Genomic DNA, 25,324 nt, shown 5'->3' with positions numbered 1-25,324 from the left:
CGCGCCGCGAAGATCTCGGGCCGCGGCCGTGGCAGGCCGCGGCCGCGGAATCCGGTCGGCGGACGGGGCTGCCTGCGCCGGGCTCGTGGTCGACACGGGGCGTGGCGCGTCTTCGAGCTTCTCGTGGTCTCGCGGCGTCCGTGGGCGTTGATTTCGGCAGGTCGCAGCAGGCGTCTCAAGGCCGCCGGGTTCTGCCTGCCTCGCTAGCGCGGCCGTTCCGGCTGCCGTGCCTCGGGCCGGTCGGGCGGGAGTTCCGCTGCGACGGGCGGCGGTCCGGCCACTCGCGGCATTCTGGGCACCATGCGTGTCTTGATGAATGCTCTGCGTGATCTGAACGATCTGATGCTGCCGATGTCCTGTGTCGGCTGTCCGGCGGAGGGCTCGTCGTTGTGCCCGGACTGCCGATCCGAGTTCGGTCTGCCCGCCGTGGTGCCGGGCCTCGCCGAGGTGGTGGGGGCGCCCTGCCACGCGCTGGCCAGATATCGCGGCGCCGCCCGAGAGGCGGTCGTGTCCTACAAGGAGCGAGGCGATCGGGCGCTGGCCCGGCCGTTGGGCGAGCTAATGGCTGCGGCGCTGCCGTCGTTGTCCGACGGCGGTACGGCCGACGGGTGGTGGCTGGTACCTGCGCCCTCTCGCCCGGCCGTCTCGCGGCGTCGCGGTGGCAACCATGTCGAGCGACTGCTGCGGTTCGCGGCACGGGCCGCGGCCGAACGCGGCACGCCCTGCGCCCTCGCCCCCTGCCTGGTGTTGGCCGCCGGAGCCGAGGAGTCGGTCGGGCTGGACGATGCGAGCCGCGCGGCCAACCTCGCCGACCGGGTGCGGGTGCGGGGCGCGGGACTGCCGCCGCCCGGAACACCCGTGATCCTCGTCGACGACGTTCTGACCTCGGGTGCCACGGCAGGCGCGTCGATCAGGGCGCTCAGGATGGCAGGCCTCGAGGTCGACGCCGTTCTCGCCCTGACATCGGCCCGCGGTCTGGGTGCGGCGAGCGCGGTCGGACGAGCCGCAGATCGGCGGTCCGTTGTCGGCCACCCGACTCGGCCGATAGTGTGATGTATGTCACTCGATTCTGGTGACCCGAGTCGGCGATGGTCGCTCGATCGGGCCACGTTGAGGTGCGTCCGGATCGATCGAGCCGTACGCGAGACGATCTTCCGCCGAACGGTGTACCCGCGATGCGGCCGTTCCGGGGAACTCGTCGGCCGTTCGGCTCGTTGTAGGGGTATGACATGGCCGAACGCGGTTCCGCGAGCTTGGGGGAACAACCCGAGCCGGGCCGCGTTGGGTATCACCCAATCGGGTGATGTGAAGACCGTTCGGGTTCGTCGGACCGCCGTCAAAACTGCTCGTCAGGTGCTGGGGTCACGTTCTGTGTTCGATCGCCGTCCCCCAAGTCGGGTCTGTCATCCAGGTCACGGGACGGCTAACGTCCTCCGCTATCGACGGACGTTCCGAGAGAACGGCGCGGTTGAGCAGCGACGAGGGAGGGGATAAGTACAGCCATCGGGTGATGGGCAGATGCTCCCGGAAGGGTGACAGCCGATCCTCGAATGCCCGTAAAAGTTCACTCGCACGACTGCGAGGAGGTCGCGTATGGACATCGTCGTCAAGGGCCGCAACGTCGAGGTGCCCGAGCACTATCGGACGCATGTAGCGGAGAAGCTGGACCGCCTCGAACGTTACGACCGCAAGGTCATCAGCTTCGACGTGGAACTCTTCCACGAACCCAACCCGAGGCAGACGAAGAACTGCCAGCGGGTGGAGATCACCGGCAAGGGCAAGGGCCCCGTGATTCGCGCGGAGGCATGTGCGGCCGACTTCTACGCCGCCCTGGACGGTGCCGTCACCAAGCTGGAGAGCAGGCTTCGTCGAGCGCACGATCGCCGCAGAGTCCACTACGGACGACGCAACCCCACGTCGGTGGCGGAAGCCACCTCCATGGTCTCCGACATGTTGCCGGACGCGACCACCGGCCACGTCAATGGCGAGCGAGGGAGCACAGCCGTGTTGAAGGCGACCGAGGTAGAGACGGCAGAGCACCAGGAGAGTCACGAGCTGCCTCCGCAGCGGTGGCAGGACGCCGCCAACGGCCACGAGCCAGGGCAGATCGTTCGGGAGAAGGAACACCCGTCGACGCCGATGACCGTCGACCAGGCTCTGTACGAGATGGAGCTGGTCGGCCATGACTTCTACCTCTTCGCCGACGCCGAGAGCGGCAGGCCGAGCGTGGTGTACCGCAGGCGCGGCTTCGACTACGGCGTGATCCAGCTCGTGTGAGGCAGTCGTGCGGCCGGTGCCCGGCGCGGGACCAGGCGGCCCGCGAGCCGTCGTGACGCCGGGACGGCCGGTGCCGCAGAACGGCCGGTGAGCAGCTGATCCGCTGCCGTCACGGCAGCGGACGACCTCGTGGTTCCCTGCGGAACCTCCGCCCCGTCGCATGCATCGCGGCGGGGCGGAGTGCTGTCCTCCTTCTCCCCGTGGTGTCTGCCCGCTGGTGAGTTCGCTCGAGTCCGCCGCATCCGCCCCCCCCGCAGCCCGACCTCGCCGCAGCCGCCGCCCTGCGCCTGCACGGTCGCGACCGCCGCCGAGCAGGGCCGTCTGCGCGCCGAACAGGGAGGCCTGCGCGTCAAGCGGCGACCTGGCGGAGCCGGACACCCGAGGACGTGCGAACAAGCGACTCCCGCGCGGCGGGTAGGCGACAGGATGCGGGCACGGCGGGCAGATCCGGCATGGTCGGCGGGACTGACGGGGAGTATTCACCGCCCGACATCGCGCGCTCACCTGCGGTGATGTGTCTGCCGGTCGACCGAGCGGCCTGCCTGCACCAGGGAAGTCGATCCGAGTGGCTCGGGGCGGTGCCTTGCCGAACCGCTCGAATGCCGACCACCTTGCGAAGCACCAGGGATGATCGGGCATTCTTAAACGAGGTGTCCATCGGCGGGTGACGAGCCCACCACCTGCGTGGATGCCGTCGACACCCTGTCCATGCCTACGATGGCGGCAAAGCGTCCTGACCGGGCGCATGACGATCAGCTAGTGAGGTCGACCGCATGGTCCTGTCTCGACTGCTCCGCGCCGGCGAGGGCAAGACGCTCAAGCGCCTGCGGATGATCGCGGCGCACGTCAACTCCCTGGAAGACGAGTTCGTCGATCTCAGCGACGCCGAGCTTCGTGCGAAGACCGCCGAGTTTAGCGAGCGGCACTCCGCAGGCGAGTCGTTGGACGAACTCCTTCCCGAGGCGTTCGCCGTTGCCAGGGAGGCCGCCAAGCGCACGCTCGGCCAGCGGCCCTTCGACACACAGGTCATGGGTGGCGCGGCACTGCACCTCGGCCAGGTCGCCGAGATGCGCACCGGTGAGGGCAAGACCCTGACCTCGGTGCTCGCCATCTACCTCAACGCCATCTCCGGCGAGGGCGTCCACGTCGTCACGACCAACGACTACCTGGCCAGACGTGACTCCGAGTGGATGGGCCGGGTGCACCGCTTCCTCGGCCTGAAGGTCGGGGTGATCGCGCCTCAGATGACGCCGGATCAGCGCCGTGAGGCCTATTCGGCCGACATCACCTACGGCACGAACAACGAGTTCGGCTTCGACTACCTGCGCGACAACATGGCCTGGAGCATCAAGGACTGCGTCCAGCGCGGGCATCACTTCGCCGTCGTCGACGAGGTCGACTCGATCCTCATCGACGAGGCCAGGACCCCGCTGATCATCTCGGGTCCGACCGACCAGTCCTCTCGCTGGTACCAGGAGTTCGCGCGGCTCGCGCCGCTGCTCAAGCGCGACGAGCACTACGAGGTGGACGAGCGCAAGCGCACCGTCGGCGTCTCCGAGAAGGGCGTCGAGCTGATCGAGGACCAGCTCGGCATCGACAACCTCTACGAGGCGGCCAACACCCCGCTCGTCGGCTACCTGAACAACGCGCTGAAGGCCAAGGAGCTCTTCAAGAAGGACAAGGACTACATCGTCCGAGGCGACGAGGTCGTCATCGTCGACGAGTTCACCGGCCGTGTCCTGGCAGGCCGCCGTTACAACGAGGGCATGCACCAGGCCATCGAGGCCAAGGAACGGGTGCCGATCAAGGCCGAGAACCAGACGCTCGCCACGATCACGCTCCAGAACTACTTCCGGCTGTACGACAAGCTCGCCGGGATGACCGGTACGGCACAGACCGAGGCCACCGAGCTGCACCAGATCTACAAGCTCGGCGTCGTCAGCATCCCCACCAATCGGCCTGCCATCCGTAAGGACCAGCCGGACCTCGTCTACAAGACCGAGCAGGCCAAGTTCGAGGCGCTCGCCGAGGACATCGAGGAGCGGCACCGCAAGGGCCAGCCGGTGCTGGTCGGTACTACCAGCGTCGAGCGCTCCGAGTACCTGTCGAAGCTCCTCACCAAGATGTCCGTCCCGCACGAGGTGCTCAATGCCAAGCACCACGAGCGGGAGGCGCTGATCATCGCGCGCGCCGGGCTCAAGGGCGCCGTCACCGTGGCCACGAACATGGCCGGTCGCGGTACCGACATCGTGCTCGGCGGCAACCCGGACATCATCGCCGACGAGGAGATCCGGGCTCGCGGGCTCGACCCGGTGGAGACGCCGGAAGAGTACGAGGCGGCCTGGGACGAGGTGCTGGCCGAGACGAAGGCGTCCGTCGACGCCGAGGCGTCCGAGGTCCGCGCCGCAGGCGGTCTCTACGTGCTGGGCACAGAACGACACGAGTCGCGTCGGATCGACAATCAGCTTCGTGGTCGTTCAGGCAGGCAGGGCGACCCCGGCGAGTCGCGGTTCTACCTCTCGCTGGGCGACGAGCTGATGCGCCGCTTCAACGCCGCGATGGTCGAGGCCGTGATGAACCGGCTGCGGGTGCCGGAGAACGTGCCGATCGAGCACAAGATGGTCACCAGGGCCATCCTGTCCGCCCAGACTCAGGTCGAGCAGCAGAACTTCGAGATCCGCAAGAACGTCCTCAAGTACGACGAGGTGATGAACAAGCAGCGTCAGGTCATCTACGCGGAGCGCCACCGGGTGATGGAGGGCGAGGATCTGCAGGAGCAGATCGAGCACATGATGACGGACGTGCTCACCGCGTACGTGTCGGGCGCCGCAGCCGAGGGCGACGCGGAGGACTGGGATCTCGAACAGCTCTGGACAGCCCTCAAGACGCTCTACCCGGTGAGCCTCGACCACAAGAAGCTGGTGGAGGAATCGGAGCGCGGCCTGACCAAGGACGAGCTGCTGACGGCCGTGCTCGCCGACGCTCGTGAGGCGTACCGGATCCGTGAGGCCGAGATCAACGAGAAGGTCGGCCAGGAGAACGGGATGCGGCAGCTCGAGCGGCGAGTGCTGCTCTCCGTCCTGGACCGCAAGTGGCGTGAACACCTCTACGAGATGGACTATCTCAAGGAGGGCATCGGCCTGCGGGCGATGGCCCAGCGCGACCCGGCGATCGAGTACCAGCGCGAGGGCTTCGACATGTTCGCGGCGATGTTGGAGGCGCTGAAGGAGGAATCCGTCGGGTTCCTCTTCAACATCCAGGTCGAGCCCGCCGACGGCGCGAAGCCTGCGGCAGCGCCTGCAGGCCCGCCGGTCGCCGTCACCGTCGGTGGTGGCGGCTCCAACGGCGACCCGGCGGCGACCCCCGCGCTGGGCGGCCCGGGCGGCAACGGCCGGGCCAATGCCAATGCCAATGCCAACGGTCAGCGCAATGGCAACGGCCGTCGTCCGGCGCCTCCCCAGCAGCCGCGCGCGCCGCGTCCGGAGGAGGCCGTGCCGCCCGCCCTACGGGGCAAGGGCCTCGGCGGCCCCGGCCAGCAGCGGCTGACCTACTCCGGCCCGGAGGAGGGCGGCGGCGTCGAGACCCGTCGCAGCGGCCAGAGCGGGAGCGGCGGCGCAGGCGGACGAGCGAACAACGCCAGCCGCAAGGACCGACGCGCCGCAGAACGGGCGCAGGCCAAGCGCGACAAGCGGAGCTGACCCGAGACGGTCATCGAGACAGCCCACCAGAGCGGGGCAGGCGTCGGCGCCTGTCCCGCTCTGGTGTTCGGCGGTGGTGGGCGATCGCGCTCTGGTGTTCGGCGGTGGTGGGCGATTCTGTTGTTCCTCCCCCCCCGCCGCCACTCTGGTCGTGCCTGCGGGAGTCGTGCCGACAGTCGGCGGGAGGCGCGCACTCCCGCCGACGTCGTCCGCCGGCAGGCTGACCAGACCCCGCGCAGGCTGACCCGAACCCGCGCAGGCACCGGCCCGGCCGGACCGGCTGGTCGGCCGCGCACCACTCGGTCACCCGGCGATTGGATCGGCCACCCGCGCGAAGCGGTGTCCGGCCCGCTCACAGCCTGAGGCCTTGTCGGGTCACCCGTGACCTTGTCGGGTCACCGCAGGATCAGCACCTGATCAACCCCCTCGCCGTTCGGTGAGTCCGCGACGATCCGACCTCGGTGGGCGCAATACCTGCAGAGCCGTGCCGAGCCATCTGGTCCCGCGCAGCTCCAGCCGCAAGGCCACGGCGAAGACCCGATCGCGGCCCCGCACCGGCGCCGTCGACTCGATCACGGTTTCGCTGACCTGCTGTGCGTGCACCCGGAGCAGCCTGCTCGGCGGATTCGTGCTCGGCCCGTGCCTGGCCCGAGGTGCGATCAGATAGTGCAGGTCGGGGACCAGCAGCCGTCCGAGCTGCAACCGTGACCGCCTGCCGTCCAGGATCTCCACCAAGGCGTGCAGCGCCTGCCGGGCGATGCGATGCGCCGAGGGCGTCCGACCGGGTGGGTCCGGCGACGTGGTGGACGCCGGGATGTCGGTACCTGCCATGGGATGTCGCTGTTCGGCGTTCGACCGAGCCGTGGCGAGCCTGCGCAGGACGGGAATCGGGACCTGCGACGTCGGCGACGAGGACACCGGGAGCGGTGGTGAGAGCCGTGCCCAGTCCGGTACTGCCACGACCTCGACCGGGACGGACGCGAGCGGCGCGGCCACACTCGGCACCGTGATCCGGGATCTCGCCGGGCGAGGAGACCTCGGGAGCGTCGCGCTCGGTGGAGCGGCCCGCTGCGGGCTGCCGTGCAGCGGCGGGTCCGGGGCGATGCTCGACGGTCTCTCGATGCTCGATGGACTTTCGACGCTCGATGGTCTCTCGCTGCTCGGGCAGGCCGCAAGCGGCGCGGCAGGTGATCGCACGGCCGATGCGCCTGCCAGCAGCAGGCTCACCGTGAGCCCGGCGAACGCAGGCCGATCCAGGGGTTCCACCACGGGCATCGCGGCGATCACGCCGGCGTCAGCGGCAGTGGGAGACAGCAGACTGGTCATCTCGATTCCCTCCAGCGAAACGGTTTCCGTGGAGGAAGAGCGGGGTGGGGGGTTGATCCGTACAGTCTTGGCGCTGAAGTCACTCGAAAGTGTCGGAAGAGCGGGTGCTCCGAGGCTGTCTTCGGTTCCCGCTCTGTCGTGAGCGGGGATCGGCGTGGCTGAGCTGCCAGGCGGTAGGAGGAGCCATGGTGACCGACGACGACGCCGCAGATCGCCGCGCTCGACCCCGCGCAACTGCAAGACAGGGGGTCGAAGACAGGCTCTTAGACTGGCGACGTGACGCTCTCCGGACTGGTGCTGGACTTCTTCGGCGTGCTCACCGACAGCGACGGTGCGCCGGATCACGCCGAGCCGCCCCTGGTGACCCTCGTGCGATCGGCCAGGGCCACCGGGCTGCGCACCGCCCTGCTGTCCAACGCGGAAGGCAGACGAGCCGACGACGGACTCGGCGAGCTGTTCGACACGGTGGTCGTCTCCGGCGAGGTCGGGCTGAGCAAACCAGATCCGAGGATCTACCGACTCACCGCCGAACGACTCGGCCTGGCCACGACCGAATGCGTGTTCGTCGACGACCTGCGGAGCAACGTCGCAGGTGCGGTCGTCGCGGGCATGATCGGCATTCACCACCAGACCGTCCCGGCCACCGTCGCCGAGCTGAACATCCTGTTCGGCCGCGAGTTCCCGCACCGTCAACCGGACTGACGCACCCGAGGCGGGCAGCCGCCTGACCAGCCGGGCGGGAACTCGGGCAGACCTCGAGCACCCGCCCGGACCACGCGGCACCACGCTGAATGCCTTCACCGGCGCGCGCACCGCGCCCTCGGCCGGGTCGGTCGAGACTCACCCCGAGGTCAGCCGCCGCCGGGTCAGCTCGAAGCTCAGCACCGCCGCCGCGCTCGCGACGTTCAGCGACTCGACACCGTCGGCCAGCGGGATGGCGACCCGACCCATCACCAGTTCGGCGACCTCCTCGGAGACGCCGTGGGTCTCGCCGCCCAGCACGAACGCCACCCGGCGCGGCAGCTCCACCTCGAACAGGGTCGCATCGCCGTCCGCAGCCATCGCGTACAGCGCGAAGCCCGCCTCGATCAACTCCTCGGCCGCCGCTCCCGCCGTCGACGTGCGCAGGATCGGGGCCCGGAAGGCCACCCCCGCCGAGGCCTTCACCACCATCGGGTCGATCGTCGCCACGCCCCGTCGAGGCACCACCACCCCGCCGATGCCCGCCGCCGTCGCCGTGCGCAGGATCATCCCGACGTTGGCCGGCGTGGTGATCCCGTCGAGCAGCAGCAGCGTCTCGGGAACGTCGCGGCCCGCCGCCAGCGCCGTCGACAGAGTGCGCATCCGAGGCGCGACCACGTCGGCCAGCACGCCCTGGTCGTGACGCCCGTTCCCGGCCAGGACCTTCACCCGCTGCGCGGTGGCCCGCTGCACCGGGACGTCGCGCTGCGCGGCCGCCTGGAGGATCTCGCGCGCGGCCGCGCCGACGGCGTTCTCGGCGAGGATCACCTTGTCCACGGCCAGCTGCGGGTCCTGGAGGGCTTCGAGCACCGGCTTTCGACCGTAGACCGTGACGAACCGGTCCTTCGGGGAGACATCGTTGGGCACGACGAGCAGGATCGCACGCCCGCAGATGTGTCAGGATTCGTCCATGCCGGACCGACTCTCCGCCCTGGATGCGTCCTTCCTCTACCTGGAGGATCCGACGACTCCGATGCACGTCGGCACGGTCCTGCTCTTCCAGCAGTCCCGAACGGGAGGACGACGGGCCGCCTCCGGCGGTCGTGCCGGCTCCGAGGGCAGACCGGGCGGCGGCCTGGAATACGGGCGGATCGCCGCCCTGATCGAGCAGCGGCTGCCGTTGGCGCCCCGATACCGGCAGAAGGTCGTCCAGGTGCCGGGCAGGCTGGCGCGGCCCGTGTGGGTCGACGACCCGGACTTCGACCTCGACTACCACCTGCGTCGATCCGCGCTGCCCAGGCCCGGCAACGACGAACAGCTCGCCGACCTCGTCGCTCGACTGATGTCCCGGCCGCTCGACCACTCCCGGCCGCTGTGGGAGGCCTACATCGTCGAAGGACTGAGCCGCGGTCGCGTCGCGCTCATCACCAAGACCCACAACGCGATGGTCGACGGCATCGCGGGCTTCGACATCGGGCAGGTCATCCTCGACGACGCGCCCACGGTGCCGCGGGTCGGCGACGAACTGTGGATGCCGGAACCCGAGCCCGGCCCCGTCCAACTCGTCCTGGACGCCGCAACCGAGGCGGTCCGCAGGCCGGGCGAGATCGTGGAGAACGTTCGAGTGGCCGCGATGGACGTCGCCGCGACCCTGCGCAACGTCGCCGAGGCCTTCGGCGGCGTCGCCTCGGCAGTCCGCACCGCGGCGCGCCCGGCCACCCGGGGCCCCCTCAACGTCAGCATCAGCGTCCAGCGCCGCTACGCCGTCACCAGGACCCGCCTCACCGACTACCGCAAGATCCGACGAGCACACGGCGGCACGGTCAACGACGTCATCCTCGCCGTGATCGCCGGGGCGCTGCGCAACTGGCTGCTGTCCCGGGGCGAGGTCGTCACCGCCTCCAGCACGATCAGGGCGATGGTGCCGGTGTCCGTACGGGGACCAGGGTCCGGTCGCGACGAGGAAGGTGCTGCGGGCCGCGAGTCGAACCTCGTCGGAGAGCCCGCCGCCGAGGACGTCGCAGGGCCGGTCGCGGGCAGCAGGGTCTCCGCCTACCTCGTCGAGCTGCCGGTCGGCGAGGCCAGCGCCACCCTGCGCCTGCACCACGTCGGCCATGCCATGCGGGCCCATCAGGAGTCAGGGCAGTCGGTCGCCGCGAGCGCACTCGTCCGCCTGTCGGGCTTCGCTCCGCCCACTCTGCACGCGCTCGGCGCGCGCGCCGCCAACTCGTTCTCCCGCAGACTGTTCAACGTGGTGGTCACCAACGTGCCAGGACCACAGGTGCCGTTGTACGCCGCAGGGACGAAGATGGTGGAGATGTTCCCGGTGGTGCCGCTGGCCAAGCACCAGGCCCTGTCGATCGGGGTCGGCTCGTACGACGGCGGCGTGTACTTCGGGCTCAACGGAGATCGGAATGCGATGTTCGACGTGGACGTTTTGGCAGGGATGATCGACGAATCCCTCGATGAGCTGTTGGGGACGGTGTGATGCGGATCTACGTTCCCGCGACCGTGGCGATGCTGCGCGGGCTGTTGGCGACCGACGAACTCGTGCCGGTGAGCGGCACCGCCTTCGCGTTGACGCCCATGCTGCGTGAGTCGTACGCGACCGGCAGCACCGAGGAGTTGGAGTACGCGGCGCTGATGGAGGCCACCAGAGGCTCCGTCCGCCTGATCGCCGCCGAACTCGCCGACGACCCCAAGTCGCCGACCCGACGGGTCGTCGTCGCCGCCGACATGCCGGAGGTGACGCTGCGACCCGACCTGGACGCCGCCGTCGTCCGGCTCGCCGGACCGGTGCCGCTGCGGGCCATCGCCGCCGTGCACGTCGACGACCCCGAGGCGGAGGACGCCGTGCGCGCCGCCGCCGAGGTGATCGACGCCGCCGACCTGGGCGACGCCGACGCCGAGTTCGCCCTCGGGGAGGCCGAGGATCACGAACTCGCCTGGTACGCCGTCCAGGAGGTGCCGTTCCTGCTCGACCTGATGTGATCCGAGGCGGGCGGCCGCAGGCGGGGTCCACACCCGTACCCGCCTCGGCCGCATCACACCCGCACCACCCGACCGCGGCGACGGACGGCGGCGGCAGCCGCCCACGACGACGCCACCGGAGGACGATGATTCCTCGGGCGTCGAGCGGCGAGACCGTCCCGGCCGGTCCTCGCCAGGGGGCTGCGCAGCGCGGGCTCATGTCAGGATGGTGCTGCTGCGACGGTCCTCACCAGGGGTCCGTCGCCACCGACCGCGTACGACACCGCACCGATGCCAAGGAGGCGACCCCACTCATGGACGCCGTCACATCCCCGCCCGCCCCGCGCAACGAGCCGGTGCACTCTTACGCCCCCGGCTCCGCCGAGCGTGAGTCGCTGCTTGGCCGGATCGCCGAGCTGGAGGACACGACCCACGACCTCACGCAGACCATCGGCGGCAGGCGGGCCATGGCGGGCGGTGCGCGGTTCGACGTCGTCCAGCCGCACGACCACGCACACGTGCTCGGCGTCAGCGCCAATGCCACTACCGAGGACGTCACCGCCGCCGTCACCGCCGCGAAGGACGCCGCCGCCGGCTGGGCGGCCCTGCCGTTCGACGAGCGCGCCGCCGTGCTGCTCCGGGCCGCCGACCTGATCGCCGGACCGTGGCGCGACACCATCAACGCCGCCACCATTCTCGGCCAGTCCAAGTCCGTGCAGCAGTCCGAGATCGACGCCGCCTGCGAGTTGATCGACTTCCTCCGCTTCAACGTGGACTACGCCCGGCGGATCATCGCGGAACAGCCCACGTCCGTGCCCGGCGTCTGGAACCGGATGGAGTACCGGCCGCTCGACGGGTTCGTCACCGCCATCACACCGTTCAACTTCACCGCGATCGCGGGCAACCTGCCCACCGCGCCCGCGCTGATGGGCAACACCGTGGTGTGGAAGCCCACACCGACCCAGCAGCTCGCCGCCCACTTCACCATGCAGGCCCTCGAAGCAGCGGGACTGCCGCCCGGCGTGATCAACATGGTCACCGGGGACGGCAAGGCCGTCAGCGAGGTCGCCCTGACCGACCCGGACTTCGCCGGACTCCACTTCACCGGCTCGACGGCCACCTTCAAGCTCCTGTGGCGCACGATCGGCGAGAACCTCGACAAGTACCGCAGCTACCCGAGGATCGTCGGCGAGACCGGCGGCAAGGACTTCGTCGTCGTCCACCCGTCGGCCGATCCGGCCCCCATCGTCACCGCCCTCGTCCGCGCGGCCTTCGAGTACCAGGGCCAGAAGTGCTCGGCCGCCTCCCGCGCCTACCTGCCCCGCTCGCTCTGGGAGGGCGGTCTCCGCGAGCAGCTCGCCGACGTCACCAGGACGATCTCCTACGGCGACGTCACCGACTTCGCCCACTTCGGTGGTGCCGTCATCGACGCCCGTGCGTTCGCCAAGCACAAGGCGGCCCTCGACCGCGCGGCGGCCACCCCGTCGCTGGAGGTGCTGGCAGGCGGCGGCTACGACGACACCACCGGCTACTTCGTCGAGCCCACGGTGCTCGTCGGCACCGACCCCGGCGACGAGGTGTTCCGCACCGAGTACTTCGGCCCCATCCTGGCCGTGCACGTCTACGAGGACGCGGACTACTCGCAGGTGCTCGCGCAGGTCGACTCCGCTAGCCCCTACGCCCTCACCGGCGCCGTCTTCGCCACCGACCGCGCCGCGATCGAGGAGGCACACCGGGCCCTGCGGTTCACGGCGGGCAACTTCTACGTCAACGACCGTCCCACCGGCTCGGTCGTCGGCCAGCAGCCCTTCGGCGGATCGCGGGCCTCCGGCACCAACGACAAGGCAGGCTCGATGTTCAACCTGCTCCGGTGGACCAGCCCGAGGTCGATCAAGGAGACCTTCGTGGCCGCCACCGACCATCGCTACCCCCACATGGGCTGATCGTCGCCGCCCGGCGGGCGAGCCGAGCCGTGTTCCAGACCGGCACGGCCTGCCCGCCGGGCCACGGCGAGGCCCGGGCCCGCGCTGTGAGGAGCGCCCCCGGCACGTCCGAGACCGAAACCGAGCACCCCGACCCCGGCACTGGTCTAGGCTCACCGGCGATGTCAGGGTCGGCGGGCCGCACGGCGGTCGGGTGGGAGCTCCGGTGAGACGACGCGGTACGACGATCCTGTCGCTGCTGGCACTCGCGGGCACCCTCACCGCCTGCGCCGATCCGGAACCCACCGTCCATGAGGACACCCGGTCACTGGCGACGGCCGCCCGCGAGGCCATGGTCGAAGCGGGCACGACACGACTCGAGTTCTCCTTCGCCACCGGCGAGGAGTCCGCCAACACCGGTCGATGCCTGACGACCGTCTCCGAGCCGGAGTCCCGGCAGGCCGACGACGATCCGACGGCCGAGACCGCCGAACACGACTTCGACTGTGTCTTCGCCACGCAGGGCGGGGAGACCCGCTTCATCGTCGCAGGCGGCTACCTGTACGTCGAAGTCCCAGAAGACCAGCAGGAGCCCGACCAGCGGCCGTGGGTGCGGACCGACCCCTACGGGGCCGACCCGATCGCGCAGCAGTTCGCCGGACTCCACCAGCAGGCCGCGCGGTCGGCATCCCTGGCGGACATCCTCCCCGCCACGGCGGACATCACGGCCGCCGAGCCGGACGAGGTCGACGGCGTCGCGGCTCAGCGATACGAACTGAGCGTCGACGTCGCCGAGGCGATCGAGGCGGGCACCGACGAGTCCGTCACCGCCGCGCAGGAGTCCCTGCTCGCGGCAGGGGTCACCACCATCGAGGGCACCGTGTGGCTCGACGCCGATGATCTCCCGATCCGGCAGGTCGTCGAGTTCGAGATGCCCGAGGCGGGCACGGTGCGCACCGAGACCGACTTCAGCCTGTGGGGCGAGGCGCACGAGGTGCTCGCCCCGCCGGACCACCAGGTGGCCGAACGCGTCCCCGCAGGCTGAGAACGACGAATCCACGGCCGATCCGGATCGGCAGGCCCGGTCACCCGACCCCGGCGACGGAAGAAACCCGAACAGATTTCGTAGTCATTCTGATCGGCACCTTCGGCGGAGGCGCTCACGATGGACGACAGGGACCAGTCGCGAGCCGATCCCACCTTTCGGTTGAAGGTTATTCCCTTTCGGGTGGGTGGATTCTTTGAGTCAGCGCGGGTGGTGATCGGGAATGCCCGTGAATCCACCACGATCCCAGATCAAGGGGCGCTCTGGCGGTGGATATCTAGCCAGGGCGTGACATCGGACGCTGAGCGCACGGACCCGGCGACGAGCCAGGCAGGACCCCGTGGACACGAGAACGGGCGCCCGGGGACTCTCGCCCCAGGCGCCCGTGGAGTGCGGAGACGGCAACGGTCCGCTGCCGGGAGTCAGCCCTCCGGAAGCTCGCCCACCTGGTCCTCGGCAGGCTGGTCGATCTGGACGTCCTCACCCCAGGACATGTAGTCCACGGTGATGACGGCGGAGTCGAAGTTGCCCGTGATGCCGGGCTGGTTGATGACGAAGCGCACCGGCACGTTGTCGGTATTGTCGATCCACACCTGGTAGTCGATCGTCGTCATGCCGTTGTCCACGGCCGTCTGGAGCCGTTCCCGCTCCAGCTCGTCCCTCGCGCTCTCCGCCAGCGTCGCGATGTCGAGCTGGAGGTCGTACCGGGTGGTGGCGACCCCGTCGACCTCCTCCTCACCCGTGTCGGTGATCTGCGCGGCGTCGGCCTGCTGGTTGAGCTGGCTGGTCGGGTCCGCCGAGTCCACCAGCTGCTGGGCGACCATGGCGAAGGCCTGGTTGGCCCCGTCCTCTTGCTGTTCGGACGGATCGATGCGCACCCAGGGCTGGTCGATGGGCGTGGCGTCGCCGAGGTTCAGGTAGACGATCTCGTCGATGGTGACCAGCTCGATCTGCTGGGCGCCCTGCTCCTCGTCGATCGCCAGCTCGACGGTCAGTGTGAGGTCGGCGCCCCGGTCGGTGTACCGGAGCTGCCCCTCTCCGGAGCCGAACGCGTCCTCGGAGGAGGAGATCGTGAAGTGTGCGGTCTCCTTCTGACGTGCGCTGTCGGTCATCGAGCTGAAGAGCTGGCTGGGCGACAGCTCGCCGGGAGTGGTGCTGGTCTCCGAGCCGTCGGTCTCGGAGCCGGGTTCGGTCGTCGGCTCGGCGCCCCCTGTGCCTGTGTTGCCGTCGGTCTCCGGCGCGTACTCCTCGCCGTTGGAGCCACACGCGCCTGCGACTGTCACCAGCCCCAGCATCATTGCCGCGATCGTCGTTCTCCGCACCCTCATCTCTCCATTCCGAATAGGGGATGATCGAGATCGATCCGCCCGTCGTCGCGCACTGCGCGAGTCGGTGGGCGCACCGCCGGTCGCCCGGCTTCCTCAATATCGAAAGGGTAAGGAGAGAATCGGGATTCGGCTCATCCAAACTTCTCGTCCGGGCGAACGCGGGACTGAAGCAGGCGTCGCAGCGAGTCGAGTCTGCCCGGCGAGGAACCGCCGTCGGCGAGGAAACGGTCCAGATAACAGTCCGGGTCGTCCGGCGGCCCGAGATGCCCGCAGTTGGACGGACACTCCTCCGCGGCGGCGTGCAGATCGGGGAACGCCGCCACCACGTCGTCCGGCTTGATGTGCGCCAGTCCGAACGAGCGGATGCCCGGAGTGTCGACCACCCAGCCGCCGCCCTCCAGCGGCAGCGCCACCGCCGACGTCGAGGTGTGTCTGCCCTTGCCCACGGCACTCACCGAGGCGGTGGCCCGGCCTGCATCCGGGACCAGCCGGTTGACCAGCGTCGACTTCCCGACGCCCGAGTGGCCGATCATGGCCGACACGTCGTCGACCAGCTCCGCGCGCAGATCGGCGGGCTCGGTGTCTGCCCTGGTGACCACCACCGGGACCGCCAGCTCCGCATACAGCGCCATCAGCCGATCCGGCGCCGCCAGATCGGCCTTGGTCAGACACAGCACCGGCGACAGCCCGCCCGCGAAGGCGGCGACGAGGCAGCGGTCGATGAACCCCGTTCGCGGCGGCGGGTCGGCCAGCGCCGTCACGATGATCAACTTTCCGGCGTTGGCGACGACGATCCGCTCGTACGGATCGGTGTCGTCGGCCGTGCGTCGGAGCACGCTGGTCCGCTCGGCGACGCGCACGATCCTCGCGAGTGACCCCGCCGCACCGGAGGTGTCGCCCACCAGCTCGACGAGGTCGCCGACCACGACGGGCGTGCGACCCAGCTCGCGGGCGCGCATCGCCGTGACCAGGCGACCCGGATCGCGATTCATCGCGCAGGTCCAGCGCCCCTTGGCCACGGCGACGACCATCGCCTGGCTGGCGCCCGCATGATCCGGTCGAAGCTTGCTGCGTGGTCGGGTGCCGCGCCGATTGGGTCGGACCCGGATGTCGGACTCGTCCAGCGAGTGCCAGCCCTGTCGACTCACACTCCCTGCACGTCCTTCCGGGACAGCCCTGCCACGTCGGAGTCGTCGTCGAGCATCGCCGCCCACATACCGGGGAAATCGGGAATCGTCTTGTTCGTCGTGTCGATGTCGTCGACCGTCACCCCTGGCACGACCAGGCCGAGCACGGCGCCCGCCGTCGCCATGCGGTGATCGGCGTAGGACCGCCACTCGCCGCCGTGCAGCGGGCGCGGCTCGATGGTCAGGCCGTCCTCGGTCTCGACCGCCGCCCCGCCCAGCCGGTTGATCTCGGTGGACAGCGCGGCCAGTCGATCGGTCTCGTGGTGCCGCAGGTGAGCGATTCCGCGCAGCCTGCTCGGGCCGTCGGCCAGCGCGGCCAGCGCGGCCACGGTGGGGGAGAGCTCCCCGACGTCGTGCAGATCGATGTCGACACCGGACAGCCGCCCCGGCGCCGACACCGTCAGCGCATCCGCCGCGACGGTGACCACACAGCCCATCTCCGTGAGGATGCCGCGCACCGCGTCACCGGCCTGATCGGTCCGAGCAGGCCAGCCGGGCACGGTGACCGATCCTCCCGTCGCCGCGGCGGCGGCCAGGAACGGAGTCGCGTTGGACAGGTCGGGCTCGATCAGCCATTCGCGGCCCGCCACGGGTCCGGGCACGACCCGCCAGACGTCCGGCACACTGTCGTCCACCTCGACACCGACCTCCCGCAGCATCGCCACGGTCATCGCGATGTGGGGAAGCGACGGCACCGGCGCCCCACGATGGCGGACGGTTACGCCCTCGGCGTACCTCGGGCCGGAGAGCAGGAGACCGGAGACGAACTGCGAGGACGACGAGGCGTCGAGGACGACCTCGCCGCCGCGGAGTCCTCCCGCACCGTGCACGGTGAAGGGCATCCGGTCGTCGGTGATCCGCGCCCCCAGCTCACGCAACGCCGTCAACACCGTGGACATCGGCCGTTTCCTGGCGTACTCGTCGCCGTCGAAGCGGACGTCGCCGTCGGCGAGCACCGAGGCAGGCGGCAGGAAGCGCATGACGGTGCCCGCCAGCCCGCAGTCCACCTCGATCGGACCCTGCCACGAACCGGGGCGCACGCGCCAACCCGCCACCGAGTCCCCGTCGGCCGGGACGTCCTGGATGTCGGTGCCGAGCGAGCGCAGGGCCTGCGTCATCAAGAGCGTGTCTCGACTGCGCAGCGGCGCGTGCAGGATCGACTCCGACTCGGCGAGCGCTGCCAGCAGCAGCGCGCGATTGGTCATCGACTTCGAGCCGGGCACACCGACGGTGGCATTGACCGGGTGTTCGACTGCGGGTGCGGGCCAGGCCTGGGTCATCGTTCCATGATTGCGCACTCCACCTGCCTTTTCGGCCGCGCCCCTGTGTTCGCCGCGCGGCCGTCGTCGCTGTGGCAGGCCGTCGTGATCGGCCGCTAGACGTAGGCACGCCACGACGGGGTCGGAATCGCTCATGATCACCCGATGGTGCTAACCGGGTTCAGCGGAGTGGATCTTAATGTCTCTCGGAGATCTCCGGGCAGCGACGATGCGACGGCCGCATATCCAGGGTCTCGCTCGGCCGGTCGCGGGAGGATCGGCGCAGCCCGCACCCGTCGGCACGTGTTCACCTGCGAGGGGCTTTCACAACGGGCCGTGTGCTGGCATCGTCGGGCACGGCGGTCCGGGCGGGCTGCCCGCTGCGGCAGGGGTTCCCTGCCGTGCCTCCCCTCGCTCTGTAGTGCTCTTACTCATTCAGCAGTGCGGGTGACGATCACACGCAGTGAGATTTTGACTCCACTGTGTGTGCTTTACGGCTGCGACAGGAAATGCGAAGTGTCGGGCGATGCGTACCGTTGCGCCCGGAGGGGCATTACTTCAACGGTGGTCGGGCAGGCTCTGCCCGCCCCGCCGCGGAGGTGAACGACATGTGCGGAAGATTCGCCTCGATCAAGGACTCGACGCAGTTGGCGAACGAGTTCGAGGCAGTAGACGGAACACGAGGTCAGGTCGTCGAGCCGGATTACAACATCCCGCCGACCCATGCGGTGTTAACGGTCGTCGCTCGGCATCCCAGAGATGACGACGGGATGCCTGATCCGACGCGTACCGTGCGATCGATCAGAGTGATGCGGTGGGGACTCGTCCCGCGTTGGGCGAAGGACCCGGCCATCGGATCGCGGATGTTCAACGCCAGAGTCGAGACCGTCGCGGACAAGCCTGCCTTCCGAGGATCGGCGGCGCATTACCGCTGTCTGATCCCGGCCGACGGCTGGTACGAGTGGCGACGGGAGGAAGGGCGCAAATGGCCCTTCTATCTGACCAGCATCGACAGGGAGAGCCTCGCGATGGCAGGCATCTGGTCGGTATGGCGTGACCCCGCAGGCGATCCGGACGGCCCGCCGCTGTCCACCTGTGCGGTGCTCACCACACCCTCGGTCGGCGAACCCGCCGAGGTGCACGATCGGATGCCGCTGGTCCTGCCGCGCAAGGCGTGGAGACCCTGGCTCGATCCCGACGTCGACCTCGGCGCGAGCGAGGTCAGCTCGCTGTTGTCCCCGCCAGGACCCGATGTCCTCGGCCGCATCGAGGTGCGCCCGGTGTCCCCGGCGGTGAACCACGTTCGTAACAACGGCCCCGGCCTGGTAGAGCGCTTCGACCCGATCTCCCTCCCGCCCGCCCTCGACATCTCCGGCCTCTTGAGCAAGAGTTGAGAGCTGGTGTGCCGCCGAGAAGACACTGCCCGCGGCGCGTCATCAGCCGAGGGAGTGAGTGTCGATGTGCGGCCGGTACGCGATCACCAAGGACCCGGCGCGACTCGCCGCCGAGTTCGACGCGGTCGACGGGACCGACGGTGCCTATGAGGGGCCTGATCACAACGTCACCCCCACCCGGATGGTGCCGATCATCGTGGAACGGATGCCCGCCGACGGCGGTGCGGCCCGCCGCACCGTGCGACTGGTCCGGTGGGGACTGGTACCGCCGTGGGCCAAGGACCCGGCAGACGGTCCGCCCATGATCAACGCCAGGGCCGAGACGATCACCGAGAAGCCCGCCTACCGCGATGCCGCCTCCCGGCGACGCTGCCTGGTGCCCGCCGACGGCTGGTACGAGTGGAAGCCGACCGCCGAGCGGAAGCAGCCCTATTTCGCGGCCCATGAAGACGAGCGGACCCTCGCGATGGCCGCGGTGTTCTCGGTGTGGTGGCGCCCGCCGAGCGAACCCGGCGCGGAGCCCACCCCGCTGGTGACCGCCGCCGTGGTCACCACCGATGCCCTGGGCGAGACGGCGGACATCCACCACCGGATGCCGCTGGTGCTCCCGCGACATGCCTGGTCCGACTGGCTTGATCCCGCGAGATCCGCCGTGCCCGAACTGCTGGCCGCGCCCGATGAGGACCTGGTGGCCCGCATCCGGGTCCGCCCGGTGTCGCCTGCGGTGAACAACATGCGCAACAACGGTCCCGAACTGATGGAACGCATCGAGCTGCTCGACTCCGGTGCGCCCCCGACGCTCTTCGACGCGCCGTGACCACGCTGGACGTCGAGACGCCGCACGGACCGGCGCTCGTGGAGCTGCACTCCGCCGAGGAGGGCACCGCGGTGCTGCTACTCGGGCACGGAGCAGGCGGCGGCGTCGATGCGCCCGATCTGGTCGCGGCGGCCCGAGGCGCCACCGCTGCCGGGGTGCACGTCGCGCTGGTCCAGCAGCCGTACCGGGTGGCGGGCAGGCGCGCGCCCGCGCCCGCGCGGCAGCTCGACGCGGCCTGGCTCGCCGTCGCCCGGTGGCTCGGCGAGAACTGGTTTCGCGACCTCCCGATGGTGTTCGGCGGCCGGTCCTCCGGGGCGCGGGTCGCCTGTCGTACCGCCTCGGCGGGCGGCGCGGCGGCCGTGTTGTGCCTGGCCTTCCCGGTTGCCCCGCCGAAGACCCCAGAACGGCATCGGCTGGCGGAGCTGGACGCCGTCGACGTGCCCCTGCTGGTCGTCCAGGGCGAACGCGACGCCTTCGGCAGGCCGGAGTCCGGTTCCCACCGCGAGGTCGTCGTGGTGGCGGGCGACCACGCACTGAAGGCCGATCCGATCGGGGTGACCAGGGCGGTCGAGGAGTGGCTGGTTCGTGTGCTGCGTCCCCTGGCACGACCCGACTAGCCCGACCGGCTCCACGGCTCGCCGCCCCGGCTCTGATGTCGGGCCGCCCTGGCCGAGCGACTCGGAACTCGCCCGAGTCCGTGCCGTCGAGCGACGGGGCGAACTCGGCAGGCAGGTGAGCGCGTGGCTTCTGCTTCGACGGTCGGTACACCCGTGGTGCCGAGCGGCGAGCCGTCTGCCTGCGAAGGAGCAGACCCTCAGCAGCCCGGGTGCCTCGGCGGGGGTGCGGCCCTGCGGCGGCGGCGATCTAGGCTGCGTGCATGGCGGGACGAGGAACACCGGCGACCGCACTGCTGGTCAAGAAGGCCGTCCAGCATCAGGTGCACGCCTACGAGCACGATCCGAAGCACGCCTCCTACGGGACCGAGGCCGTGGAACTGCTCGGTCAGGACGCGCGCCGAGTCTTCAAGACCCTCGTGGCGGATCTCGACGGCCGACTCGTGGTGGGTGTGGTTCCCGTCGCACGCCAGCTCGACCTCAAGGCCTTGGCGGCGGCGCTCGGCGGCAAGAAGGCGAGGATGGCGGTGGTGGCCGACGCCGAGCGGGCCACCGGGTACGTGGCGGGCGGCATCTCCCCGCTGGGACAGCGCAAGGCACTGCCCCTGGCGCTCGACGAGTCCGCCGTCGAGCATCCGACGATCTTCTGCAGCGGCGGCCGACGCGGTCTGGAGATCGAGCTGGCCCCGGCGGACCTCGTCACGCTCACCAGGGCGGTGGTCGCGCCGATCTCCTCCTGATCGGGCGGGCCCTCCTGCTCGCCGCCGAGGTCGTCTCGCCAGTTCCCTGCCGATGCGGCCTGCATCGAGCGGGCAGCGCCGAACCGCCCGGCCCGTTCGTCCCCGCAGATAGAGGACGCGGCCCGTGCGGGCGTGCGAGTGTCGCCCGACGCTGCCCAGCACCTCGCAGAGTGCGGACCCGACGCGTCCGCGTAGTTCGGGCAGGAGCCGGGCGGGCAGGCATGAGCGTGGCCCGGGGTGGGCCGCCGAGGAACAGGGACACCGAGAGCCGACACGCGCACCAGGGCTCACTTAGAGCACCCGAGGCGACCGAGGGCACCGGAGTCCCTTGACACGCCTGCCCGCCCGACGAATGCACCTTCTCGACGAGTCGGGGCTGCCCGCCACGTCTGATCCGGCAGGCCTCGGGGTACCCGCACAGCGGAACGAGGGACGGTGCGCGGGAATGCGGGCGCGGCCCTCGGCGTTGCCCTGGACGTGGTGACAGAGGTGCTGGAAGCCGGGCGGGATGCCCGCGAAGACGTAGGCTTGAGGACGGCCCGCGGTCGCCCGACCTCGGGCTTGTCGACTCGTACCGTCGCAGGCAGGCGACGGCGGGAAGGGAGTTCCGTGCCCGGCAGATCGGGAGCCACGGGAGCGGATCGCCAGGCGGGGCCCCCGGCGGACGGCGAACTCGCAGGCCGGTTCGAGCGCGACGCCATGCCGCTGCTCGACCAGCTCTACGGCGCTGCGCTGCGGATGACCCGCAACCCGGCTGACGCGGAAGACCTGGTGCAGGAGACCTACCTGAAGGCGTACGCGGCCTTCGCGTCGTTCTCGCAGGGCACCAACCTGAAGGCCTGGCTCTACCGAATCCTCACCAACACCTACATCAACGGTTACCGTAAGCGGCAACGCCAGCCGCAGCAGCAGCCGACCGAGGAGATCTCGGACTGGCAGTTGGCACAGGCCGAGAGCCACACCTCGTCCGGGCTGAGGTCCGCCGAGGTGGAGGCACTCGACAACCTGCCGGACACCGCGGTCAAGGAGGCGTTGCAGCAGTTGCCGGAGGACTTTCGGATGGCGGTCTATCTGGCGGACGTGGAGGGCTTCGCCTACAAGGAGATCGCCGAGATCATGGGCACGCCGATCGGCACGGTCATGTCGCGACTGCACCGTGGACGCGCTCAGCTCAGGGACCTGCTGACCGACGTCGCCAGGGACCGCGGCTTCTTCCGGGCGAGTGAGCGGGAGGTGACGAAGTCGTGAGCGACGAGCGACCTCACGAGACGCCGTGTACCGAGGTGCTCGGCGAGCTGTGGCTGCTGCTCGACCACGAGTGCGCGCAAGGTCGAGGCGATGCGCTGCGCAGGCATCTCGACGAGTGCGGGCCGTGCCTGGAGCACTTCGGCATCGAGGAGCACCTCAAGGAGCTCCTCGCCCGGAAATGCGGCAACGAGCAGGCGCCGGACGCACTCAAGGAGCGGCTGCGCACGTCGATCCGTGAGACCGTGCTGGAGCAGGCACAGGTGACCGTCGAGCACGGACCGCGCGGCCGGACCGTCGAGGTCGAGCTGCGGGCCAGGACGCCGGATGCCGCCCCGCCGCAGCGAGTCCAGGTCCGCGAGGACTGAGCGTCCGAGCCGCAGTTCTGTACGCCGGTCGCCGGTTCGCGGTCGGTGCCGAGAACGCAGGTCGAGGCAGTCGCTCGGCTGCTCGGCTCAGGTCGGGTCGACGGCCGGGCACCGGGCAGTTCATCCGCCTCGGGTCTGCTCGCCGTCGACGGTCCACGCCGTGGGCGATGATCGCGGCGATGGAGTTCGCCGGGGAGCCTGTTTGCCGGAGCTTTCGCTGTGCGCACCCGCATCGGCAGCCTGCGAAGACCTGTAGAACGACGTCATCGCGGGTCCGACGGCCAACGCCCGACCGGCCCGGGATGTCCTCGGTGCGGCGCACCGCCAGGAACTCGGCAGGAGTTCGGGCAGACGACCACTTGGCGCGGCGCGGGCCTTGCACGAACCTTCGGCCGCCCCGGCTGCGATGAGGACTCGGACGCGAAACGACCCCGGACGCGATGTCGGCTGCGTGCCGGGGTCGTTCACTGTCGAACCGGTCCTCCAGAGTGCGGGACGCACCCGAGGCTCCGCTCAACTGTTGGGGCGCTTGCCGTGGCTCGCGCCCTTCTTCTTCCGGTCACGCTTCTTGCGAGCACGCTTGGACATCGTGGCTCCTTCTCGTGGAGTTGCCCGGAGAGTCTGACACGCTGTCACCGACGCCGAGGAGCCGGCCCGGTCGTGGTTGGATGGCGACGAGGATGGAGCATCAGGAGGACGTGGCGATGACCGAGAAGATTCGTGCCGAGCGTGCGGCAGACGGGTCCGAGGTCGCCGTCGTCGCAGCGAGCCGAGGGACCCAGGGCCGCCTGCACGTCATGCTCACGTCGATGAAGAGGGAGACCTCGTGGTGACCGAGACCACAGGCGCGGCGGCGCGACCGGTGCGCGACGGAGACGTCGCTCGGCACGGCGCCCCGATCGCGGTGGTCGAGTGATCGCGTCTCGGGTGGGGGCCTGACATGTCGACGCTGTCCGACCTGCTCGCCGAGCACACTGGTCTGTCCGACGCCGTCATCGAGCACCTCCAGCGGGTGGTCGTGGAATGGCAGCTCCTCGCCGACCTCTCCTTCGCGGACTTCCTGCTCTGGGTGCCGCTGGAGGAGGACGCCGAGCTGGGACGACGGTTCCTGTGCGTCGCCCAGGCCCGTCCCACGACCGCGCCCACCGCTCATCCGGAGGACCTGGTGGGCGGCAGGTTGGCCGCCGAAGAGCATCCGCAGCTGCGCAGGGCCGTGATCGAGGGCCGGATCTGTCGCGAGGAGGACCCCCGCTGGCATCTCGGCGTGCCGGTCCGCCGCGAGACCATCCCGGTGCGGTTCGACCGAGAGGTCGTCGCCGTACTCAGCCGGGACACCAACCTGGCCGTTCCTCGGGTGCCCAGCCCGCTGGAGATCTCCTATCTCGGCAGCGCCTCCGACCTGTGTCAGATGGTCGCCGACGGCACCTTCCCCGCCGTCGAGCCCTCGCCCGACGTGCACACGAGTCCTCGGATCGGCGACGGCATGATCCGGCTGGACTCGGCGGGGGGCGTGGTCTTCGCCAGCCCCAACGCCCTGTCGGCCTATCACCGGATGGGGCACGCCGCCGACCTCATCGGCACGCAGCTCGCCGCGCTCACCCGGTCACTGCTCTCCGATCCCTTCGACGCGACGGAGGTCGCGCAGCGGATCAGGTCGGCGGTGGACGGCGAGCCGAGTATGCGGATGGAGGCCGAGGCGCGCGGTGCCACGGTGCTGTTCCGGGCGTTGCCGCTGCGCCCTCGGGGGCAGCCTGCCGGGGCGCTGGTGCTGGTCCGCGACGTCACCGACGTCAAGCGGCGCGATCGTGCGTTGATGTCAAAGGACGCCACGATCCGCGAGATCCACCATCGCGTGAAGAACAATCTCCAGACGGTGGCGGCGTTGCTGCGCCTGCAGTCCCGCCGGATGTCGACGGTCGAGGCCCGGCAGGCCTTGGAGGAGTCGATGCGTCGGGTGACCTCGATCGCGCTGGTGCACGAGACGCTGTCGATGTCGGTGGACGAGCGGGTGGACCTCGATGATCTCGTGGACCGGGTCATTCCGATGATGAGCGATGTCGCCGCGGCGGAGAGTCGGGTCGTCGTGCGCCGGGAGGGCCGGTTCGGCGTGGTGAACGCCGAGCTGGCTACGCCCTTGGTGATGGTGCTCACCGAGCTGGTGCAGAACGCGATGGAGCATGCTTTCGCCAGCGGGGTGCGGGGACTGGTGGTGGTGTCGGCCGAACGATCGGCGAAATGGCTGGACGTGGTCGTCGCCGACGATGGCAGGGGGCTGCCAGCAGGCTTTTCGCTCGAGCGAGCGGAGGGGCTGGGGCTTCAGATCGTGCGGACCCTGGTGGACTCGGAGCTGCGGGCCTCGTTGAGTCTGCGGCGGGGTGACACGGTCGGGACGCAGGCGGTACTCCGGGTGCCGCTGACTCGACGGCGTTGATTCGGCGGGTTCGGCGTCCGTT

22 protein-coding genes are annotated in these 25,324 nt (G+C 70.0%); 16 read left to right on the top strand and 6 right to left on the bottom strand.

The window, feature by feature from the left end:
• The first annotated feature begins 300 nt into the window (after positions 1-300).
• From UA74_RS26730 to secA, 3 genes are all read left to right on the top strand, one after another.
• Positions 301-1,053, top strand: a complete 753-nt coding sequence (locus UA74_RS26730; protein ID WP_075765682.1) for a ComF family protein — start codon at positions 301-303, stop codon at positions 1,051-1,053.
• 540 nt (positions 1,054-1,593) lie between these two features.
• Positions 1,594-2,277, top strand: coding sequence for a ribosome hibernation-promoting factor, HPF/YfiA family (gene hpf, locus UA74_RS26725; protein WP_075742683.1), 684 nt, complete (start codon positions 1,594-1,596; stop codon positions 2,275-2,277).
• Between the two features lie 773 nt (positions 2,278-3,050).
• Complete coding sequence (gene secA, locus UA74_RS26720; RefSeq protein WP_075742682.1) at positions 3,051-5,975, top strand: preprotein translocase subunit SecA; 2,925 nt, start codon at positions 3,051-3,053, stop codon at positions 5,973-5,975.
• Positions 5,976-6,392: 417 nt separating this feature from the next.
• On the opposite strand, the gene UA74_RS26715 is transcribed toward secA, so the two are convergent.
• Positions 6,393-7,301, bottom strand: a complete 909-nt coding sequence (locus UA74_RS26715; protein ID WP_075742681.1) for an Rv3235 family protein — start codon at positions 7,299-7,301, stop codon at positions 6,393-6,395.
• 276 nt (positions 7,302-7,577) lie between these two features.
• On the opposite strand from UA74_RS26715, the gene UA74_RS26710 reads away from it, so the two are divergent.
• Positions 7,578-8,003 carry an HAD-IA family hydrolase gene (locus tag UA74_RS26710; protein WP_075742680.1) on the top strand — a complete coding sequence of 142 codons (426 nt, stop codon included), beginning with the start codon at positions 7,578-7,580 and terminating at the stop codon, positions 8,001-8,003.
• Positions 8,004-8,141: 138 nt separating this feature from the next.
• Here the strand turns inward: UA74_RS26710 and UA74_RS26705 are convergent, their stop codons facing one another.
• A complete protein-coding gene (locus tag UA74_RS26705; RefSeq protein WP_157434464.1) occupies positions 8,142-8,909 on the bottom strand; it encodes a TrmH family RNA methyltransferase in 768 nt (255 codons plus the stop codon).
• 43 nt (positions 8,910-8,952) lie between these two features.
• Here UA74_RS26705 and UA74_RS26700 point away from each other — a divergent pair, with 43 nt between their 5' ends.
• From UA74_RS26700 to UA74_RS26680, 4 genes are all read left to right on the top strand, one after another.
• The gene (locus UA74_RS26700) at positions 8,953-10,470 is read left to right on the top strand and encodes a WS/DGAT/MGAT family O-acyltransferase (RefSeq protein ID WP_075766344.1); all 1,518 of its coding nucleotides are present in this window, start codon (positions 8,953-8,955) and stop codon (positions 10,468-10,470) included.
• Entirely contained in the window at positions 10,470-10,973 is a 504-nt protein-coding gene (locus UA74_RS26695; RefSeq protein WP_075742678.1) for a DUF6912 family protein, read from the top strand. Before UA74_RS26700 ends, UA74_RS26695 begins: the two co-directional genes overlap by 1 nt.
• Positions 10,974-11,266: 293 nt before the next feature.
• Entirely contained in the window at positions 11,267-12,895 is a 1,629-nt protein-coding gene (gene pruA / locus UA74_RS26690) for an L-glutamate gamma-semialdehyde dehydrogenase (RefSeq protein ID WP_075742677.1), read from the top strand.
• Between the two features lie 205 nt (positions 12,896-13,100).
• Complete coding sequence (locus UA74_RS26680) at positions 13,101-13,919, top strand: hypothetical protein (RefSeq protein WP_075765678.1); 819 nt, start codon at positions 13,101-13,103, stop codon at positions 13,917-13,919.
• Between the two features lie 422 nt (positions 13,920-14,341).
• Here UA74_RS26680 and UA74_RS26675 read toward each other — a convergent pair whose 3' ends face one another.
• From UA74_RS26675 to aroA, 3 genes are all read right to left on the bottom strand, one after another.
• Entirely contained in the window at positions 14,342-15,241 is a 900-nt protein-coding gene (locus UA74_RS26675) for a LolA-like protein (protein WP_157434463.1), read from the bottom strand.
• 137 nt (positions 15,242-15,378) lie between these two features.
• Positions 15,379-16,395, bottom strand: coding sequence for a ribosome small subunit-dependent GTPase A (rsgA, locus tag UA74_RS26670; protein ID WP_075742674.1), 1,017 nt, complete (start codon positions 16,393-16,395; stop codon positions 15,379-15,381).
• A complete protein-coding gene (aroA, locus tag UA74_RS26665) occupies positions 16,392-17,714 on the bottom strand; it encodes a 3-phosphoshikimate 1-carboxyvinyltransferase (RefSeq protein WP_075742673.1) in 1,323 nt (440 codons plus the stop codon). Before aroA ends, rsgA begins: the two co-directional genes overlap by 4 nt.
• Before the next feature lie 587 nt (positions 17,715-18,301).
• On the opposite strand from aroA, the gene UA74_RS26660 reads away from it, so the two are divergent.
• From UA74_RS26660 to rsrA, 6 genes are all read left to right on the top strand, one after another.
• Complete coding sequence (locus UA74_RS26660) at positions 18,302-19,087, top strand: SOS response-associated peptidase (protein WP_075742672.1); 786 nt, start codon at positions 18,302-18,304, stop codon at positions 19,085-19,087.
• A gap of 64 nt (positions 19,088-19,151) precedes the next feature.
• Positions 19,152-19,904 (top strand): SOS response-associated peptidase, encoded by a 753-nt coding sequence (locus tag UA74_RS26655; protein ID WP_075742671.1) that lies wholly within the window; start codon positions 19,152-19,154, stop codon positions 19,902-19,904.
• Entirely contained in the window at positions 19,901-20,521 is a 621-nt protein-coding gene (locus tag UA74_RS26650; RefSeq protein ID WP_075742670.1) for an alpha/beta hydrolase family protein, read from the top strand. Before UA74_RS26655 ends, UA74_RS26650 begins: the two co-directional genes overlap by 4 nt.
• A 260-nt stretch (positions 20,522-20,781) precedes the next feature.
• Positions 20,782-21,258: a Cys-tRNA(Pro) deacylase gene (gene ybaK, locus UA74_RS26645; protein WP_075742669.1), complete on the top strand. Its 477-nt coding sequence runs from the start codon at positions 20,782-20,784 to the stop codon at positions 21,256-21,258.
• A 609-nt stretch (positions 21,259-21,867) separates the two neighbouring features.
• Positions 21,868-22,506: a sigma-70 family RNA polymerase sigma factor gene (locus tag UA74_RS26640; RefSeq protein WP_232237478.1), complete on the top strand. Its 639-nt coding sequence runs from the start codon at positions 21,868-21,870 to the stop codon at positions 22,504-22,506.
• Entirely contained in the window at positions 22,503-22,871 is a 369-nt protein-coding gene (rsrA, locus tag UA74_RS26635) for a mycothiol system anti-sigma-R factor (protein WP_075742668.1), read from the top strand. The genes UA74_RS26640 and rsrA overlap by 4 nt, the downstream gene beginning before the upstream one ends.
• A gap of 513 nt (positions 22,872-23,384) precedes the next feature.
• On the opposite strand, the gene UA74_RS34345 is transcribed toward rsrA, so the two are convergent.
• Positions 23,385-23,459, bottom strand: a complete 75-nt coding sequence (locus tag UA74_RS34345; RefSeq protein ID WP_404800003.1) for a 50S ribosomal protein bL37 — start codon at positions 23,457-23,459, stop codon at positions 23,385-23,387.
• Between the two features lie 116 nt (positions 23,460-23,575).
• Between UA74_RS34345 and UA74_RS34080 the strand changes: the two genes are divergently transcribed.
• Together UA74_RS34080 and UA74_RS26630 are read left to right on the top strand one after the other, a co-directional pair.
• On the top strand, positions 23,576-23,704 hold the full coding sequence (locus UA74_RS34080) for a hypothetical protein (protein WP_257787489.1): 129 nt from the start codon (positions 23,576-23,578) through the stop codon (positions 23,702-23,704).
• Positions 23,705-23,811: 107 nt separating this feature from the next.
• A complete protein-coding gene (locus UA74_RS26630; RefSeq protein WP_075742667.1) occupies positions 23,812-25,302 on the top strand; it encodes a sensor histidine kinase in 1,491 nt (496 codons plus the stop codon).
• The last annotated feature ends 22 nt before the right edge of the window (positions 25,303-25,324 follow it).

This window comes from Actinoalloteichus fjordicus, from assembly GCF_001941625.1.
Taxonomy (GTDB): Bacteria; Actinomycetota; Actinomycetes; order Mycobacteriales; family Pseudonocardiaceae; genus Actinoalloteichus_A; species Actinoalloteichus_A fjordicus.
The sequence above is the reverse complement of the archived record's forward strand: the minus strand, read 5'-3'. Positions and strand labels throughout refer to the sequence as shown.

Coding starts and splice junctions, on each gene's coding strand:
- UA74_RS26730 (WP_075765682.1), top strand. CDS start 301: ATGCGTGTCTTGATGAATGCTCTGCGTGATCTGAACGATCTGATGCTG.
- hpf (WP_075742683.1), top strand. CDS start 1,594: ATGGACATCGTCGTCAAGGGCCGCAACGTCGAGGTGCCCGAGCACTAT.
- secA (WP_075742682.1), top strand. CDS start 3,051: ATGGTCCTGTCTCGACTGCTCCGCGCCGGCGAGGGCAAGACGCTCAAG.
- UA74_RS26715 (WP_075742681.1), bottom strand. CDS start 7,301: ATGACCAGTCTGCTGTCTCCCACTGCCGCTGACGCCGGCGTGATCGCC.
- UA74_RS26700 (WP_075766344.1), top strand. CDS start 8,953: ATGCCGGACCGACTCTCCGCCCTGGATGCGTCCTTCCTCTACCTGGAG.
- UA74_RS26695 (WP_075742678.1), top strand. CDS start 10,470: ATGCGGATCTACGTTCCCGCGACCGTGGCGATGCTGCGCGGGCTGTTG.
- pruA (WP_075742677.1), top strand. CDS start 11,267: ATGGACGCCGTCACATCCCCGCCCGCCCCGCGCAACGAGCCGGTGCAC.
- aroA (WP_075742673.1), bottom strand. CDS start 17,714: ATGACCCAGGCCTGGCCCGCACCCGCAGTCGAACACCCGGTCAATGCC.
- UA74_RS26660 (WP_075742672.1), top strand. CDS start 18,302: ATGTGCGGAAGATTCGCCTCGATCAAGGACTCGACGCAGTTGGCGAAC.
- UA74_RS26655 (WP_075742671.1), top strand. CDS start 19,152: ATGTGCGGCCGGTACGCGATCACCAAGGACCCGGCGCGACTCGCCGCC.
- ybaK (WP_075742669.1), top strand. CDS start 20,782: ATGGCGGGACGAGGAACACCGGCGACCGCACTGCTGGTCAAGAAGGCC.
- UA74_RS34080 (WP_257787489.1), top strand. CDS start 23,576: ATGACCGAGAAGATTCGTGCCGAGCGTGCGGCAGACGGGTCCGAGGTC.
- UA74_RS26630 (WP_075742667.1), top strand. CDS start 23,812: ATGTCGACGCTGTCCGACCTGCTCGCCGAGCACACTGGTCTGTCCGAC.